This window comes from Pseudomonas sp. A0308 (genome assembly GCF_044218815.1).
Classification (GTDB): domain Bacteria; phylum Pseudomonadota; class Gammaproteobacteria; order Pseudomonadales; family Pseudomonadaceae; genus Aquipseudomonas; species Aquipseudomonas iridis.
This window is the reverse complement of the sequence record NZ_CP162581.1, coordinates 1624849-1640238: the sequence shown is the minus strand read 5'-3', so window position 1 is coordinate 1640238 and position 15390 is coordinate 1624849. Positions and strand designations below refer to the sequence as shown.

The following is a 15390-nucleotide window of genomic DNA, read 5'->3' as shown; positions in this document are numbered from 1 at the left end:
ATGAGTAGTTTCAAGATTGGCGACCGTCTGATCGGTGCCGATGCGCCGCCGTTCATCATTGCCGAGATGAGCGGCAATCATAACCAGTCGCTGGACGTGGCCCTGCAAATTGTCGAAGCCGCCGCCAAGGCCGGCGCGCACGCCCTGAAACTGCAAACCTACACCGCCCAGACCATGACGCTGGATCTGGCCGAGGGTGAGTTCTTCATCAAAGACCCGGGCAGCCTGTGGGCCGGCACTTCTTTGTATGACTTGTACGAGCAGGCCCACACGCCGTGGGAATGGCATGCGCCGATCTTCGCTCGCGCCAAGGAACTGGGGATGCTCGCGTTTTCGACGCCGTTCGACGACACGGCCGTGGATTTTCTCGAAAGCCTCGACGTGCCGGCGTACAAAATCGCCAGTTTTGAAAACACCGATCTGCCGTTGATCCGCCGTGTCGCCGCCACCGGCAAGCCGCTGATCATCTCCACCGGCATGGCCAGCATTGCCGAACTCGATGAAACCGTGCGCGCCGCCCGTGAAGCCGGGTGCAAGGATCTGGTGTTGCTCAAATGCACCAGCACTTATCCGGCGACTCCGGCAAACAGCAATGTGCGGACGATCCCGCATCTGCGTGAATTGTTCGGCTGCGAGGTGGGGCTGTCCGATCATTCGATGGGCGTTGGCGTCTCGGTGGCGGCCGTGGCGCTCGGCGCGACAGTGGTGGAAAAGCATTTCACCCTCGACCGTTCGGCGGGCGGGGTGGATGCCAGTTTCTCGCTGGAGCCGGCCGAGATGGCCAGCCTGGTGGTGGAAACCGAACGCGCATGGCAAGCGCTCGGCAAGGTGCAATACGGCGCAACAGAAGCCGAACTCAAGTCGGTGGTGTATCGCCGCTCGCTATATGTGACCGCCGATATGGGCGCAGGTGACCCCTTTACGCGGGACAATCTGCGCGCCATTCGTCCCGGCCTCGGTCTGCCGCCCAAGCACACCGATGCCGTCCTCGGGCGCTGCGCTCGCGCGCCGATCAAGCGCGGTACGCCGCTGGATTGGTCATTGGTCGAATAACCCAATCTGTAATGGATTCGGCAAAATAGCGTGACCTGCGAGTCATAACGCGCATCTTCACTGTATTGTATTGATCGGGGAGATGGCGCCTGGCCCGTTTTCGGTTCCAGTGATAGCCCTTTGCGCTCCCCTTGGTTGCCCTTCGTGGCAACCATTTTCTGTTTGTCGGCGCCCCTCAAATCCTTGCGAGCGGTGGTCTTGGGCTGTTTTTTATTGGGAAGCCGTAATGATTGGCATAAAAAGCATTGCGAGCTACGTTCCTGTAGCCGGCGTGGACAATTACGCACAAGGTGCAAAATTCGAGAAGGATGAAGAGTTCATCCTTGGCAAGATTGGCTCGGCATTCCTGCCGCGCAAAGACGCTGATCAAGAAACCTCCGATCTTTGTGTTGAAGCAGCCAACGCGCTGTTTGCCAGCAACCCTGAGTTGAAGCGTGAATCGATCGATGCCTTGATCGTCGTCACTCAGAACGGTGATGAAGAAGGCTTGCCGCACACTGCCGCGATCGTGCAGGACAAACTCGGTCTGCCGACCAATGTCGCCGCGTTCGATATTTCGTTGGGCTGCTCCGGTTATGTCTACGGCATCTACGCGATCAAGGGCTTCATGGAAGCCGCAGGCCTGAAGAACGGCCTGCTGATCACCGCCGACCCGTATTCGAAAATCGTTGACCCGGAAGATCGCAACACCACCATGCTGTTCGGTGATGCGGCCACCGCGACCTGGATGGGTGAAGATCCGACCTGGGCGCTGGGCAAGGCCAAGTTCGGCACCGACGGTTCCGGCGCGCCACACCTGAAAGTCACCGATGGTGTGTTCTTCATGAACGGTCGTCAGGTGTTCAACTTTGCGCTGCTCAAAGTCCCGGCGCACTTGCACGAGCTGCTCGATGATTCCGGTCTCAAGGCTGATGATATCGATGCCTTCTGCATTCACCAGGGCAGTGCGGCGATTGTCGATGCCGTGGCGCGACGCTTTGAAGGCGAGCCTGAGAAGTTCATCAAGGACATGGTCGAGACCGGCAATACCGTGTCGTCGAGTATTCCGCTGCTGCTGGAAAAGCACGTAATCGATTCCGCCTGGCAGCGCGTCGCGCTCAGTGGTTTCGGTGTCGGTCTGTCGTGGGGTTCGGCGATCATCTTCCGCCCCTGAGCCTGATTAAAAACGGCGGATACAAAAATAGCGTTCAAGGTTAACCTTGAACGCTATTTTTTTGCCTGAAACGGAGCGCGAGGCGCCATGAGCGAGTTTTTCCAGGCCAACGCCGAAGTCCTTCAGCGCCGCTGGCCGGCGCTGTTCGAGCGCTTGATGGCCGAAGACAGTGCGGCGGTTCAGGCTGAGTTGGTGCAGGGGCTGGGTTCGACTCTGAGCGTCAATGGCGTTCAACTCACCAGTCGCCATGACCGTACTCACGAAGCCCGTGTTCAGGCAGCCAGCCTGGCGGATAAAGCGCAATTGCATGTCTACGGCACCGGCCTAGGCGATTTGCCTGCGGTGTTGCTGGAGCGCGCCGGGCTTGAGCGGTTGTATGTGCATATTCTCAATGGCGCTCTGTTTGCGCTTGTCGTGCGGTTGCTTGATCAGCGCCAGTGGCTGGAGGATCCGCGCGTGGAACTGTTTTACGCCGGTGATCTGTCTGATATCTGCACGCCGTTTTTTGCCCTGCCGGCCGAGATGCTGCTGGCTGATGACTTCAACGCAAAGATCCGTGATCGGCTGGTCAGTGAAGTGCACCTGAGCTTCAACAATCGTGAATTCGATCCGCAGTCGCCGGCCATTCAGCAACGCTTGCAGGATTGCTTGCCAGTGTTGCTCGGCGATGACGATGTGGCGCAACTGTTCGGCACTTGCGTCGACCGGGACGTCTACGTGATCGCCACGGGGCCGACGCTGGAGGGGCATTTCGAACGGCTGGCGAAAGTGCGGGCTCAGGCGCAGCGTCCGCTGTTCATCTGTGTCGACACCGCTTATCGACCGCTGCGTGAGCACGGTGTGGTGCCGGATCTGGTGGTGAGCATTGATCAGCTCATCAGCTTCCGTCATCTGCCATTTGAACAGTCCGAAGGCATTCCTCTGGTCTATTTGCCCATGAGCGACCCCGAGGTATTGCGCGCCTGGAAGGGCAAGCGCTACGGCGGCTATTCCGCAAGCCCGGTTTATGCGGCATTGCGCGAGGAATATCCGCGAGGCGAACTGCATGTCGGCGGCAGTGTGATTCATCCGGCGGTGGACCTTGCCGTGAAAATGGGCGCGACGCGCATCACTCTGTTTGGCGCCGACTTCGCCTTCCCGATGAACAAGACCCATGCTGGCTGGAATGACGGTGAGCTTGGGCCGAGTGTGAATCAGGCGCGGCATTGGGTGCGTGACGGGCATGGTCAGCGCGTCAGCACACAACTGAACTTCCGTGGCTATTTATGTGTTCTGGAACGCTACATCGCCGCCCATCCCCAGGTTGAGTTTCTCAATAGCAGCAGAGCGGGCGCGCTGATCGCCGGCACACAATTCAATCAGGAGTTTGTGCAATGACGGCAATGGCGCAATGCATCATCGAGTGCCGCGAGTGCGCAAGTCTGTTTCGACTGGGACGTGACGTCGAGGCGGCGCTAAGCATGGTCGAGGTCTTTGAGGGTACGCAGCAGTTACTGCAGTCCGCGCCTGCGGATGTCCAACAGATGTGGGCGCAGGTGCTGACGCAAATGCTCGATTGCCAGGAGCGCCAGGACTGGTTGGGGCTGGCGGACTCCATGGAGTACGAACTGATCGAACTGCTGACGGCCATGCCAGCCTGAGGGCGGGCAACCGCGCTGGCCCGCAGGTTTGCGCAGTGGTCGGTTTTATGGCGTCATTTTTTCGAAAGTGAGGGGCGGCTAAGCCTTTGTTTTCTCTGGGGTGGCAGGGTGATGGCAAATATTTTTTAAAAAGCCCTCAAGCAACCTGCATTCCCGACGATAACTATTACGAAGGTTCTCTAGGCCATACCCGGCGGTTGCCAGGGCCGGAAGCCGCAGTACCCAACCAACGAGGAATTCGTCATGGCTTTAACAGTAAACACCAACACCACATCGTTGAACGTTCAGAAAAACCTGAACAAAGCTTCCGACGCTCTGTCGACTTCGATGCAGCGCCTGTCTTCCGGCCTGAAAATCAACAGCGCTAAAGACGACGCCGCTGGCCTGCAGATCTCCACCCGTATGCAATCGCAAATCCGCGGTGGCAACCAGGCTATCCAGAACGCCAACGACGGTATCTCCGTTGCTCAGACCGCTGAAGGCGCTCTGCAGGCTACTACCGACATCCTGCAGCGTATGCGTGAACTGGCTGTTAAAGCACGTACCGGCACCAACGGCACTGCTGACCAGAAAGCAACCAACCTTGAATTCGCCGACATGTCCGACGAAATCAGCCGTATCGCTGCTTCCACCAACCTGAACGGCAAAAACCTGCTGGACGGTTCGGCTGGTACTGTGACTCTGCAAGTTGGCGCAAACACCGGTACTGCCAACCACATCGACCTGGTACTGAGCTCCAAGTTCGACGCCGTGAGCCTGTCCGTGGACAAGGCTACTCTGGCTCTGACCGGTACTGACGCTGCTAACGCCGGTGTCAACATCGACGCCGCTATCACTGCAATCGACGCTGCTATCGCTGCGATCGGTGATACCCGTGCTAGCCTGGGTGCTTCGCAAAACCGTCTGACCAGCACCATCTCCAACCTGCAGAACATCGTTGAGAACACCACTGCTGCACAGGGTCGTGTACAAGACACCGACTTCGCCGCAGAAACTGCTAACCTGACCAAGCAGCAAACTCTGCAGCAGGCTTCGACCTCCGTTCTGGCTCAAGCCAACCAACTGCCTTCCGCTGTACTGAAACTGCTTCAGTAATTTCGGAACAAGTTTGGGCGGGGGAGTGCGCTAGTCGTGCTCTCTCGCCTTTTTACGTCAGGAGGTGATGAGCATGGACATGAGCTTGAAGCTTAACCTGTCTTATCCGGCTCCCAAGCCAGTAACGCAGGTTGCTGACAAACCGTCAGAGACGCCTAAAGTTACCAAGGCTGAAGCTCCGGTCGCTGCCAAGAGTCAGGATACGGACGATGCCAAGTTGAAACTGGCAGTGCAGGAGATCGAGAAGTTTGTTCAATCGATCAAGCGCAATCTGGAGTTCTCTATCGATGAGCATTCCGGGAAGGTCATCGTCAAGGTGATCGCAAGCGAGACGGGTGAAATCGTTCGACAGATTCCCTCCGCAGAAGCCCTCAAGCTGGCAGACAGCCTCGCCAACGCAAGTCATGTGTTGTTCGACGCCAAGGCCTGATAGCTGGCATGAATAATGTTTGTACGTTCTCAAGATGCGTGTAACGGTCAAAAGAATGGCAACAATCTGAAGGGAGATGCACATGGCAAGTCCAATTCTACCGGGTTCCGGACTGGGTTCCGGCCTGGACATCGGTGCTATCGTTACTGCACTGGTCAACGCCGACAAGGCACCAAAGCAGACGCAAATCGATACCGCGACCAAAACCAACACGCTGAAGATTTCCGGTGTCGGTTCGTTGAAGAGCGCGCTGACTGCGTTCCAGACGGCAATGAACAATCTGAGCAGCAAGACCAATCCTGCGTTTGCCGGATTCACCGCGACTTCGGCCAATACCGCCGTTTTGAACGCCACCGCCGATAGCACCGCGGTTTCGGGTAATTACAGTGTTGTCGTGAACCAACTGGCCACCGGCTCGAAAATCGCCAGTGCCTCTTTCGCCGGCGGCGCCGCCAGTGCCATTCCGACTGGTACCCTGAAAATCAGTCAGAATGGCACTGATTACAATGTGGACATCCCGGCCAATGCCACTTTGCAGACTACCCGTGACGCCATCAACAAGGCTCAGGGCGCCAACGGCATCTCCGCCAACATTGTGACCGACAGCACCGGTGCTTCGCGCCTGGTGATCAGTTCGAACAAGACTGGCGAAGGCTCTGACCTCAGCGTCAGCGGTATCGCCGGTCTGGAAATCGATGGTACCCAGCCGATGGGCACTAGCCCGGCTGCAGGCGCCTCAGGGGCCGTCAGCGACATTGCGAAAAACGCCAAGTTGACCATCGACGGCCTTCAGGTCACCAGCAAAAGCAACACGGTGACCGGCGCAATCAGTGGCCTGACCCTGAATCTGACAACGGTCAGCGCTGGCGCGCCAACGGCGGGTACCCCGACTGTTATTGGCGTAGATGCCAATACCAAAGGGCTGCAGGCATCGATTCAGTCGTTTGTCGACGCTTACAACACGTTGAAAACTACCATCGACACCTTGTCCAAGGCGACGCCGGACGAAGATGGCAAGCTGACCGTGCAAGCGGCGTTCACTGGCGATGCGATGCCGCGCTCGCTGATTGCCAGCGTTCGTGCCGAGTTGACGGCAACGGGTGCTGGCGGTCCGTTGGCCGTGCTGTCCCAACTGGGTGTGATGACCGACCGCAACACCGGTAACCTGAAGTTTGATACCGCTGCCTTCACCAAAACCATGGATCAGCCAGGCATGACGGGTCAGGTCCAGCAATTGTTCACGGGTACCGACGACACCAATGGTCTGTTGGCGCGTATGAGCAAGGCGGTGGATCCGTACCTCAAAGCGCCAGCGAATGACAAACTCGGCACCAGTTTGCTTGATCAGCGCATGGCCATCCTCACCAAGAACACACGCACTCTGACCGACCAGCAAGTGGCGTTGGATGTGCGTGTCGCCAACCTGACCAAGGTGTTGACTGCCAAGTACAACGCCATGGACTTGTTGGTAGGGCAGATGAAGGCCACAGCCAGCAACATCACGTCGTTCTTCAGCACGCTGAACGCTCAGCAATCCGCGAAGTAACAGGCGAGCACGACAAAAACCCGGCTACGCTTTATCGGCGTGCGCCGGGTTTTTGTCCTTTTGATCTAAAGTTCTGTGATTCGTTGGCGATACACTGGTTATACGAGTCATTGTGGCAATGAGGTAGAACATGAATCCAATGTTAGCCCTTCGGCAATATCAGAAAGTCGGCGCGCATGCGCAGACGTCCGAAGCGAGCCCGCACCGTCTGGTGCAAATGCTGATGGAAGGAGGTCTGGAGCGCATCGCTCAGGCCAAAGGCGCCATCGAACGCAAGGATATTTCTGCCAAATGCACGGCCATCAGCAAGGCCGTTGGCATTATCGGCGGCTTGTGTGAAGGCCTGGATCTGGAAAATAGTGCCGATTCGGTGGGTGAGCTCAACCAGCTTTACATCTACATGATGAAGCGACTCGCAGAGGCCAACCTCAAGACTGATCCGCGTATTCTCGACGAGGTTGCCGGTCTGTTGCGCACCGTAAAGGAAGGCTGGGACGGCATCGCTCCATCAGGCCCCCAGTTCTAAGGAGATCACCATGAGTCTTGTATTGCAGCGAATTGCCGATACCCGTGAAGCATTGGTCAGTGCCCTGGCCGAGCGCAATTGGGAAGCCATTGGCGAGTTGGATCTGGCTTGCCGTTCCTGCATGGAAGACGTCTTGAGTGAGGCTTCGATGGACGAAGTCGCGTTGCGCGATAACCTTGAGGAGTTGCTCCATGTCTACAAGGAGCTTCTTGAAGTGGCCATGGGGGAGCGGCAAGCGCTAGCCAACGAGATGTCGCAGATCACCCAAGCGCAGAAGGCGGCAAAGGTTTACCATCTGTTTGGCTAATTAACCTCCAGTTAATCCAAACATGTGCGCCATAAATTTGACTGTGCACGGTTTTTTGACTTAACTAGTGGCTGTTTTCAGATTTCAGGCGTCTACAGGCACATGGTGTCCTGCAAGCGTCTCGCTTGCCCCATTTTTCGGGCATTGAGTTGACTAGGGAAGTTGCTATTGCATGTGGCGTGAAACGAAAATTCTGCTGATCGATGACGATAGCGTTCGCCGCCGCGACCTGGCGGTGATTCTAAATTTTCTCGGCGAAGAAAATTTACCCTGCGGCAGCCATGACTGGCAGCAGGCAGTCGGCTCTTTGTCGTCTAGTCGTGAGGTCATTTGCGTACTGATCGGGACTGTAAATGCTCCTGGCGCGCTTTTGGGCTTGCTAAAGACACTCTCAACCTGGGATGAGTTCCTTCCGGTTTTGTTAATGGGCGATAATTCTTCCATCGACTTGCCTGAAGACCAGCGTCGCCGAGTGCTTTCGACCCTCGAAATGCCGCCCAGCTACAGCAAATTGCTCGACTCTCTGCACCGTGCCCAGGTCTATCGCGAGATGTACGACCAGGCCCGCGAGCGTGGCCGTCATCGCGAACCTAATCTGTTCCGCAGCCTCGTCGGCACCAGCCGGGCGATTCAGCACGTGCGCCAGATGATGCAGCAAGTGGCCGACACCGACGCCAGCGTGCTGATCCTCGGCGAGTCGGGCACCGGCAAGGAAGTGGTCGCGCGCAACTTGCATTACCACTCCAAGCGTCGCGACGGGCCATTCGTACCTGTCAACTGCGGGGCGATCCCGGCCGAGTTGCTGGAAAGCGAACTGTTCGGCCACGAGAAGGGCGCCTTCACTGGCGCTATCACCAGCCGAGCCGGCCGTTTTGAGCTAGCTAACGGCGGTACGCTGTTCCTCGATGAAATTGGCGACATGCCGCTGCCGATGCAGGTCAAACTGCTGCGCGTGCTGCAAGAACGCACCTTCGAGCGCGTGGGTAGCAACAAGACCCAGAGCGTCGACGTGCGCATCATCGCCGCCACCCACAAGAATCTCGAAAGCATGATCGAGATCGGCACATTCCGCGAAGATCTCTACTACCGCTTGAACGTGTTCCCGATCGAGATGGCGCCGCTGCGCGAGCGTGTCGAAGACATCCCGCTGCTGATGAACGAACTGATCTCGCGCATGGAACACGAAAAGCGCGGTTCGATCCGTTTCAACTCGGCGGCAATCATGTCGCTGTGCCGTCACGGCTGGCCGGGCAACGTCCGCGAACTGGCCAACCTGGTGGAGCGCATGGCGATCATGCATCCGTACGGGGTGATCGGCGTGGTCGAATTGCCGAAGAAATTCCGCTACGTCGACGACGAAGACGAGCAATTGGTCGACAGCCTGCGCAGCGATCTTGAAGAGCGCGTGGCAATCAACGGTCATACGCCGGACTTCACCGCCAACGCCATGTTGCCGCCGGAAGGCCTGGACCTGAAGGACTACCTCGGTGGTCTGGAACAGGGCCTGATTCAGCAGGCGCTGGACGATGCCAATGGCATTGTGGCGCGCGCGGCAGAGCGCTTGCGCATTCGCCGTACCACGCTCGTGGAGAAGATGCGCAAGTACGGCATGAGCCGGCGCGACGGTGACGAACAGGCGGAGGATTGACGCCTGTTTTTCAACTGCTTCATTTATAAGCAGTTTTTTTTAGGCACGGGTATTGCTACATCCCTCGCAACGTTCCGTTTAACTGACGGTCAGCCAAGCGAGAGAGCACAATGCCCCAAGCCGCCCAGATCTCTGCCTCCAATCCCGAGGGGCAACCTTCGTCCGTAGAGCAGGCGAGCCGCCAGGGTCTTGAGCAGGCTTTCGAGCTGTTCAGTCAGATGTCGAGTCAACTGACCGACTCCTACAGCATGCTTGAAGCGCGGGTCACCGAGCTCAAGGGTGAACTGGCCGTGGTCAGTGCCCAGCGCATGCAGGAGCTGGCGGAAAAAGAACGTCTGGCCAACCGTCTGCAAAACCTCCTTGATCTGTTACCCGGTGGCGTCATCGTAATTGATGGTCACGGCATCGTGCGCGAAGCCAATCCTGCCGCCATCGACTTGCTCGGTCTGCCGCTGGAGGGCGAGTTGTGGCGCCATGTCATCGCTCGCTGCTTCGCCCCGCGTGAAGACGACGGTCACGAAATCTCCTTGAAGAACGGTCGACGCCTGTCGATTGCCACGCGTTCGCTGGATGCCGAGCCTGGGCAATTGGTGTTGCTCAACGACCTGACAGAAACCCGTCATCTGCAAGATCAACTGGCGCGCCACGAACGTCTGTCCTCGCTGGGGCGAATGGTGGCCTCGCTGGCTCATCAGATCCGCACGCCATTGTCCGCCGCTTTGCTCTACGCCAGTCATTTGACTGAGCAGGAGTTGCCGGTCGCCACTCAGCAACGTTTTGCCGGGCGTCTTAAAGAGCGCCTGCACGAGCTGGAGCATCAGGTGCGCGACATGCTGGTGTTCGCTCGCGGCGAATTGCCGCTGACGGATCGCCTCACCCCCAATGCCTTGATGCAGGCGCTGCAAGCTGCGGCCCTGACCCACGTACAGGATCTGCCGATTCGCTGGCAGTGCGACAGCCATGCCGGTGAGCTGCTGTGCAACCGTGACACATTGGTCGGCGCGCTCTTAAATCTGATCGAAAACGCGATTCAGGCCAGCGCCGGCGAGGTGCGCCTGAAAGTGCATTGCTACACCCGCGACAACACCCTGCGTCTGTGCATCAGCGATTCCGGTAGCGGGATCGAACCTGCGGTGCTGGCGCGACTCGGCGAGCCATTTTTTACTACGAAGGTCACCGGCACTGGCCTGGGCCTGACCGTGGTCAAAGCGGTGGCGCGAGCACATCAGGGAGAATTGCAGCTGCGCTCGCGAGTCGGGCGCGGCACGTGCGCGCAGGTGATCCTGCCGCTGTTTTGCGCTGTCCACGGAGCTGAGTAAAAGACATGGGCATCAAGGTGTTACTGGTCGAGGATGACCGTTCGTTGCGCGAAGCGCTGGCTGATACGTTGCTGTTGGCCGGCCATGATTACCACGCGGTCGGCAGCGCTGAAGAAGCGTTGACGGCGGTGGCGCGCGAAGCGTTCAGCCTGGTGATCAGTGACGTGAACATGCCCGGTATGGATGGTCATCAATTGCTCTCGCTGCTGCGAGTGCGTCAGCCGCAATTGCCGGTGTTGCTGATGACTGCCCACGGCGCCGTCGAGCGTGCCGTCGATGCGATGCGCCAGGGTGCTGCGGATTATCTGGTCAAGCCGTTCGAGCCCAAGGCCTTGCTCGATCTGGTGTCGCGACATGCGCTAGGCAGCGTCGGTGCAACCGACGTCGAAGGCCCGATTGCGGTCGAGCCGGCCAGTGCCCAGCTTCTGGAGCTGTCGGCGCGAGTGGCTCGCAGTGATTCCACGGTGCTGATCTCCGGTGAGTCCGGTACCGGCAAGGAAGTGCTGGCGCGCTACATTCACCAGCAATCCCATCGCGCCACTCAACCGTTCATCGCAATCAATTGCGCCGCGATCCCCGACAACATGCTCGAAGCCACACTGTTCGGTCACGAAAAAGGCTCGTTCACCGGCGCCATTGCTGCGCAGCCGGGCAAGTTTGAGCAGGCGGATGGTGGCACCATTCTGCTCGACGAAATTTCCGAAATGCCTCTCGGCCTGCAAGCCAAGCTGCTGCGAGTGCTGCAAGAGCGTGAAGTCGAACGGGTCGGCGGGCGCAAGCCCATTACCCTTGATATCCGTGTGGTCGCCACGACCAACCGTGATCTGGCCGCAGAAGTGGCGGCAGGGCGCTTCCGTGAAGATCTTTTCTACCGTTTGTCGGTTTTCCCCCTGGCGTGGCGTCCACTTCGCGAGCGCACTGCCGATATCTTGCCGCTGGCTGAGCGGTTGCTGACCAAACACGTCAATAAAATGAAGCATGCAGCGGCCAAACTTTCGCCTGAGGCGCAAGCGTGCCTGACCGCATACCCGTGGCCGGGCAACGTGCGTGAGCTGGATAACGCGATTCAGCGTGCTTTGATCTTGCAGCAGGGCGGCGTGATTCAGCCGCAGGATTTCTGCCTGGCCGGGCCGGTGATGTTTGCTGCGTTGCCTGTGTCAGTGCCGACGCCTGCGGTCATTCGTGAAGTCGAAATCGATGCTGATTCGGCCGGTGCCTTGGGCGATGACCTGCGCCGCCGGGAGTTTCAGATGATCATCGACACCTTGCGCAGCGAGCGCGGCCGACGCAAGGAAGCCGCGGAAAAACTCGGCATCAGCCCGCGCACCTTGCGCTACAAGCTGGCACAAATGCGCGATGCCGGGATGGACGTCGAAGGTTATCTGTTCGCCACTTGATCGCTGGCGCAATGTTTGAAAACGCTTTTCTGAAAGGGCCGGCCATGAGCTGGCACCCTTGTTGCTAATACCTGTGTACCCGCCGAGTGAGTGTCAAAAAATTGCGGGCCGCCCAAGAGAGTAGACCATGAGCCAAGGTATTGAATTCAATCGATTGATGATGGACATGAAGGCTATGAAAATAGACGCCATGTCTGCGCCGAAATCGACTGCCGCTGTCCCTGAATTGGCGGGCAGCAGCTTTTCCGACATGCTCGGTCAGGCGATCAACAAAGTCAGCAATACCCAGCAGGCGTCGACTCAGTTGGCCAACGCCTTTGAAGTGGGCAAGAGCGGCGTCGATCTGACGGACGTGATGATCGCTTCGCAAAAAGCCAGCGTGTCGTTCCAGGCTCTGACCCAGGTGCGCAACAAACTGGTTCAGGCTTATCAAGACATCATGCAGATGCCGGTATAAGGACGAGATTGAGTCATGGCAGAAGCAGTCGCCGATAACGTTCCGGCCAAGGCCACCCCGATAGACGGCAAACCGCCGTTGTTCGGCCTGTCCTTCCTGGAAAACCTCTCCGAGATGACCGTGCTGCGTCAGGTGGGCCTGTTGGTCGGCCTGGCTGCGAGCGTGGCGATTGGCTTTGCCGTGGTGCTGTGGTCGCAGCAGCCGGATTACCGTCCGTTGTATGGCAGCCTTGCCGGCCTGGACGCCAAGCAGGTCATGGAAACACTGGCCGCCGCCGACATCCCTTACAACGTCGAACCGAACTCCGGTGCCTTGCTGGTCAAGGCCGATGACTTGTCCCGTGCGCGGCTCAAGCTCGCAGCCGCTGGTGTCACTCCCAGCGACGGCAACATCGGTTATGAAATCCTCGACAAGGAACAGGGTCTGGGTACCAGCCAGTTCATGGAAGCGACCCGTTACCGTCGCGGCCTCGAAGGTGAACTGGCGCGAACCATTTCCAGCCTGAACAACGTCAAAGGTGCCCGCGTGCACCTGGCGATTCCGAAGAGTTCGGTATTCGTTCGCGATGAGCGCAAGCCAAGTGCTTCGGTTCTGGTCGAGCTGTATTCCGGTCGTTCGCTGGAGCCGGGTCAGGTAGTGGCGATCATCAATCTGGTGGCGACTTCCGTTCCCGAGTTGAGCAAATCGCAGATCACCGTCGTCGACCAGAAGGGCAACCTGCTCTCTGATCAGGCGGAAAACTCCGAAATGACCATGGCCGGCAAGCAGTTCGATTACAGCCGCCGCATGGAAAGCATGCTGACCCAGCGCGTCCACAACATTCTGCAACCGGTGCTGGGCAACGATCGCTACAAGGCTGAGGTTTCGGCCGATATCGATTTCAACGCCGTCGAGTCGACTGCCGAACAGTTCAACCCGGATCAACCGGCGTTGCGCAGCGAGCAGTCGGTCAGCGAGCAACGCACCGCCAGCAATGGCCCGCAAGGTGTGCCGGGTGCCTTGAGCAACCAGCCGCCGTCGCCGGCTTCGGCGCCGCAAACCACCGCGGGTGCAGCCGCTCCGGCCGCCATGGTGCAGCCAGGTCAGCCACTGGTTGACGCCAACGGCCAGCAGATCATGGACCCTGCCACCGGGCAGCCGATGCTCGCGCCGTACCCGGCGGACAAGCGTCAACAATCCACCAAGAACTTCGAGCTCGATCGTTCCATCAGCCACACCAAGCAGCAGCAGGGTCGCCTGAATCGCCTGTCGGTGTCGGTAGTGGTCGACGATCAGGTCAAGGTCAACGCGGCCAACGGTGAAACCACCCGCGCGCCGTGGACCGCCGACGAACTGGGCCGCTTTACGCGTCTGGTGCAGGACGCGGTCGGCTTCGATGCCAGCCGTGGCGACAGCGTCAGCGTGATCAACATGCCGTTCTCCGCAGAGCGCGGTGAAGTGTTTGCCGAAATTCCGTTCTACTCCCAGCCTTGGTTCTGGGACATCGTCAAACAAGTGCTGGGTGTATTGTTCATCCTGGTGCTGGTGTTTGGTGTGCTGCGTCCGGTGCTCAACAACATCACCGGCGGCGGCAAAGGCAAGGAGCTGGCCGGTTTGGGCAGCGACGTGGAACTCGGAGGCATGGGCGGCCTGGACGGCGAACTGTCCAACGACCGCGTGAGCCTCGGTGGTCCGCAGAGCATTCTGTTGCCGAGCCCGAGCGAGGGTTATGACGCGCAACTGAATGCAATCAAGAGCCTGGTGGCCGAAGATCCGGGTCGTGTGGCTCAGGTCGTGAAAGAGTGGATTAACGCAGATGAGTGATAACCGAGCCGCAACCGTCAAGCTGACCAAGGTCGACAAAGCTGCGATTCTGCTGCTGTCACTGGGTTCGACCGATGCTGCGCAAGTGCTGCGCCACATGGGCCCCAAAGAGGTTCAGCGTGTAGGTGTGGCCATGGCCCAAATGGGCAACGTCCATCGTGAGCAGGTCGAACAGGTCATGAGTGAGTTCGTCGACATCGTCGGCGATCAGACCAGCCTGGGCGTCGGTTCCGACGACTACGTGCGCAAAATGCTCACCCAGGCATTGGGCGAAGACAAGGCCAACGGCCTGATCGACCGCATCCTGCTCGGTGGCAACACCAGCGGTCTCGACAGCCTGAAATGGATGGAGCCGCGCGCCGTTGCCGACGTGATCCGTTACGAACACCCGCAGATTCAAGCGATCGTGGTCGCCTACCTCGACCCCGATCAGGCGGGTGAAGTGCTCGGCAACTTCGACCACAAGGTGCGTCTGGACATCATCCTGCGCGTCTCCTCGTTGAACACCGTGCAACCGGCGGCATTGAAAGAACTCAACCAGATTCTCGAGAAGCAGTTCTCCGGCAACTCGAATGCCTCGCGCACCACCCTGGGTGGCATCAAGCGTGCGGCCGACATCATGAACTTCCTCGACAGCTCGATCGAAGGCCAGCTCATGGACTCGATCCGCGAAGTCGACGAAGACCTGTCCGGTCAGATCGAAGACCTCATGTTCGTGTTCAACAACCTCGCCGATGTCGACGACCGCGGGATCCAGGCGCTGCTGCGCGAAGTGTCCTCCGACGTGCTGGTCCTGGCCCTCAAGGGTTCGGACGAAGGCGTCAAGGAGAAGATCTTCAAGAACATGTCCAAGCGTGCCGCCGAACTGTTGCGCGACGACCTCGAGGCCAAAGGCCCGGTGCGCGTCAGCGACGTCGAAACCGCGCAGAAGGAAATCCTCACCATCGCCCGCCGTATGGCCGAAGCCGGAGAAATCGTGCTCGGTGGCAAGGGCGGCGAGGAAATGATCTAAGCCC

General features: G+C 58.7%; 15 protein-coding genes. All 15 read left to right on the top strand.

What is annotated here, in order from left to right:
* Positions 1-1053: a pseudaminic acid synthase gene (gene pseI / locus AB4P92_RS07685; RefSeq protein WP_395599206.1), complete on the top strand. Its 1053-nt coding sequence runs from the start codon at positions 1-3 to the stop codon at positions 1051-1053.
* A gap of 226 nt (positions 1054-1279) precedes the next feature.
* The gene (locus tag AB4P92_RS07680) at positions 1280-2206 is read left to right on the top strand and encodes a ketoacyl-ACP synthase III (protein ID WP_210700850.1); all 927 of its coding nucleotides are present in this window, start codon (positions 1280-1282) and stop codon (positions 2204-2206) included.
* A gap of 87 nt (positions 2207-2293) precedes the next feature.
* Positions 2294-3583 carry a motility associated factor glycosyltransferase family protein gene (locus AB4P92_RS07675; protein WP_395599205.1) on the top strand — a complete coding sequence of 430 codons (1290 nt, stop codon included), beginning with the start codon at positions 2294-2296 and terminating at the stop codon, positions 3581-3583.
* On the top strand, positions 3580-3846 hold the full coding sequence (locus AB4P92_RS07670) for a hypothetical protein (RefSeq protein WP_395599204.1): 267 nt from the start codon (positions 3580-3582) through the stop codon (positions 3844-3846). The genes AB4P92_RS07675 and AB4P92_RS07670 overlap by 4 nt, the downstream gene beginning before the upstream one ends.
* 243 nt (positions 3847-4089) lie before the next feature.
* Entirely contained in the window at positions 4090-4941 is an 852-nt protein-coding gene (locus tag AB4P92_RS07665) for a flagellin domain-containing protein (RefSeq protein WP_150618503.1), read from the top strand.
* A 73-nt stretch (positions 4942-5014) separates the two neighbouring features.
* The gene (locus tag AB4P92_RS07660; protein ID WP_395599203.1) at positions 5015-5371 is read left to right on the top strand and encodes a flagellar protein FlaG; all 357 of its coding nucleotides are present in this window, start codon (positions 5015-5017) and stop codon (positions 5369-5371) included.
* 82 nt (positions 5372-5453) lie between these two features.
* Positions 5454-6917 (top strand): flagellar filament capping protein FliD, encoded by a 1464-nt coding sequence (fliD, locus tag AB4P92_RS07655; protein ID WP_261736943.1) that lies wholly within the window; start codon positions 5454-5456, stop codon positions 6915-6917.
* A 130-nt stretch (positions 6918-7047) separates the two neighbouring features.
* Positions 7048-7443: a flagellar export chaperone FliS gene (gene fliS, locus AB4P92_RS07650; protein ID WP_150618505.1), complete on the top strand. Its 396-nt coding sequence runs from the start codon at positions 7048-7050 to the stop codon at positions 7441-7443.
* A 10-nt stretch (positions 7444-7453) separates the two neighbouring features.
* Complete coding sequence (locus AB4P92_RS07645; protein ID WP_261736944.1) at positions 7454-7750, top strand: flagellar protein FliT; 297 nt, start codon at positions 7454-7456, stop codon at positions 7748-7750.
* Positions 7751-7922: 172 nt separating this feature from the next.
* Entirely contained in the window at positions 7923-9398 is a 1476-nt protein-coding gene (locus AB4P92_RS07640; RefSeq protein ID WP_042558215.1) for a sigma-54 dependent transcriptional regulator, read from the top strand.
* Positions 9399-9508: 110 nt separating this feature from the next.
* Positions 9509-10717 (top strand): PAS domain-containing sensor histidine kinase, encoded by a 1209-nt coding sequence (locus AB4P92_RS07635; RefSeq protein ID WP_042558216.1) that lies wholly within the window; start codon positions 9509-9511, stop codon positions 10715-10717.
* Positions 10718-10722: 5 nt separating this feature from the next.
* Entirely contained in the window at positions 10723-12114 is a 1392-nt protein-coding gene (locus tag AB4P92_RS07630; RefSeq protein ID WP_042558217.1) for a sigma-54 dependent transcriptional regulator, read from the top strand.
* A 127-nt stretch (positions 12115-12241) separates the two neighbouring features.
* Positions 12242-12571: a flagellar hook-basal body complex protein FliE gene (gene fliE / locus AB4P92_RS07625; RefSeq protein WP_042558218.1), complete on the top strand. Its 330-nt coding sequence runs from the start codon at positions 12242-12244 to the stop codon at positions 12569-12571.
* Positions 12572-12586: 15 nt separating this feature from the next.
* Complete coding sequence (gene fliF, locus AB4P92_RS07620) at positions 12587-14374, top strand: flagellar basal-body MS-ring/collar protein FliF (protein WP_047300263.1); 1788 nt, start codon at positions 12587-12589, stop codon at positions 14372-14374.
* Positions 14367-15386, top strand: coding sequence for a flagellar motor switch protein FliG (gene fliG, locus AB4P92_RS07615; protein ID WP_016771079.1), 1020 nt, complete (start codon positions 14367-14369; stop codon positions 15384-15386). Before fliF ends, fliG begins: the two co-directional genes overlap by 8 nt.
* The last annotated feature ends 4 nt before the right edge of the window (positions 15387-15390 follow it).

Bases quoted from the DNA above. Each gene is read 5' to 3' on its own strand.
- pseI (WP_395599206.1), top strand. From the start codon at position 1: ATGAGTAGTTTCAAGATTGGCGACCGTCTGATCGGTGCCGATGCGCCG.
- AB4P92_RS07680 (WP_210700850.1), top strand. From the start codon at position 1,280: ATGATTGGCATAAAAAGCATTGCGAGCTACGTTCCTGTAGCCGGCGTG.
- AB4P92_RS07675 (WP_395599205.1), top strand. From the start codon at position 2,294: ATGAGCGAGTTTTTCCAGGCCAACGCCGAAGTCCTTCAGCGCCGCTGG.
- AB4P92_RS07670 (WP_395599204.1), top strand. From the start codon at position 3,580: ATGACGGCAATGGCGCAATGCATCATCGAGTGCCGCGAGTGCGCAAGT.
- AB4P92_RS07665 (WP_150618503.1), top strand. From the start codon at position 4,090: ATGGCTTTAACAGTAAACACCAACACCACATCGTTGAACGTTCAGAAA.
- AB4P92_RS07660 (WP_395599203.1), top strand. From the start codon at position 5,015: ATGGACATGAGCTTGAAGCTTAACCTGTCTTATCCGGCTCCCAAGCCA.
- fliD (WP_261736943.1), top strand. From the start codon at position 5,454: ATGGCAAGTCCAATTCTACCGGGTTCCGGACTGGGTTCCGGCCTGGAC.
- fliS (WP_150618505.1), top strand. From the start codon at position 7,048: ATGAATCCAATGTTAGCCCTTCGGCAATATCAGAAAGTCGGCGCGCAT.
- AB4P92_RS07645 (WP_261736944.1), top strand. From the start codon at position 7,454: ATGAGTCTTGTATTGCAGCGAATTGCCGATACCCGTGAAGCATTGGTC.
- AB4P92_RS07640 (WP_042558215.1), top strand. From the start codon at position 7,923: ATGTGGCGTGAAACGAAAATTCTGCTGATCGATGACGATAGCGTTCGC.
- AB4P92_RS07635 (WP_042558216.1), top strand. From the start codon at position 9,509: ATGCCCCAAGCCGCCCAGATCTCTGCCTCCAATCCCGAGGGGCAACCT.
- AB4P92_RS07630 (WP_042558217.1), top strand. From the start codon at position 10,723: ATGGGCATCAAGGTGTTACTGGTCGAGGATGACCGTTCGTTGCGCGAA.
- fliE (WP_042558218.1), top strand. From the start codon at position 12,242: ATGAGCCAAGGTATTGAATTCAATCGATTGATGATGGACATGAAGGCT.
- fliF (WP_047300263.1), top strand. From the start codon at position 12,587: ATGGCAGAAGCAGTCGCCGATAACGTTCCGGCCAAGGCCACCCCGATA.
- fliG (WP_016771079.1), top strand. From the start codon at position 14,367: ATGAGTGATAACCGAGCCGCAACCGTCAAGCTGACCAAGGTCGACAAA.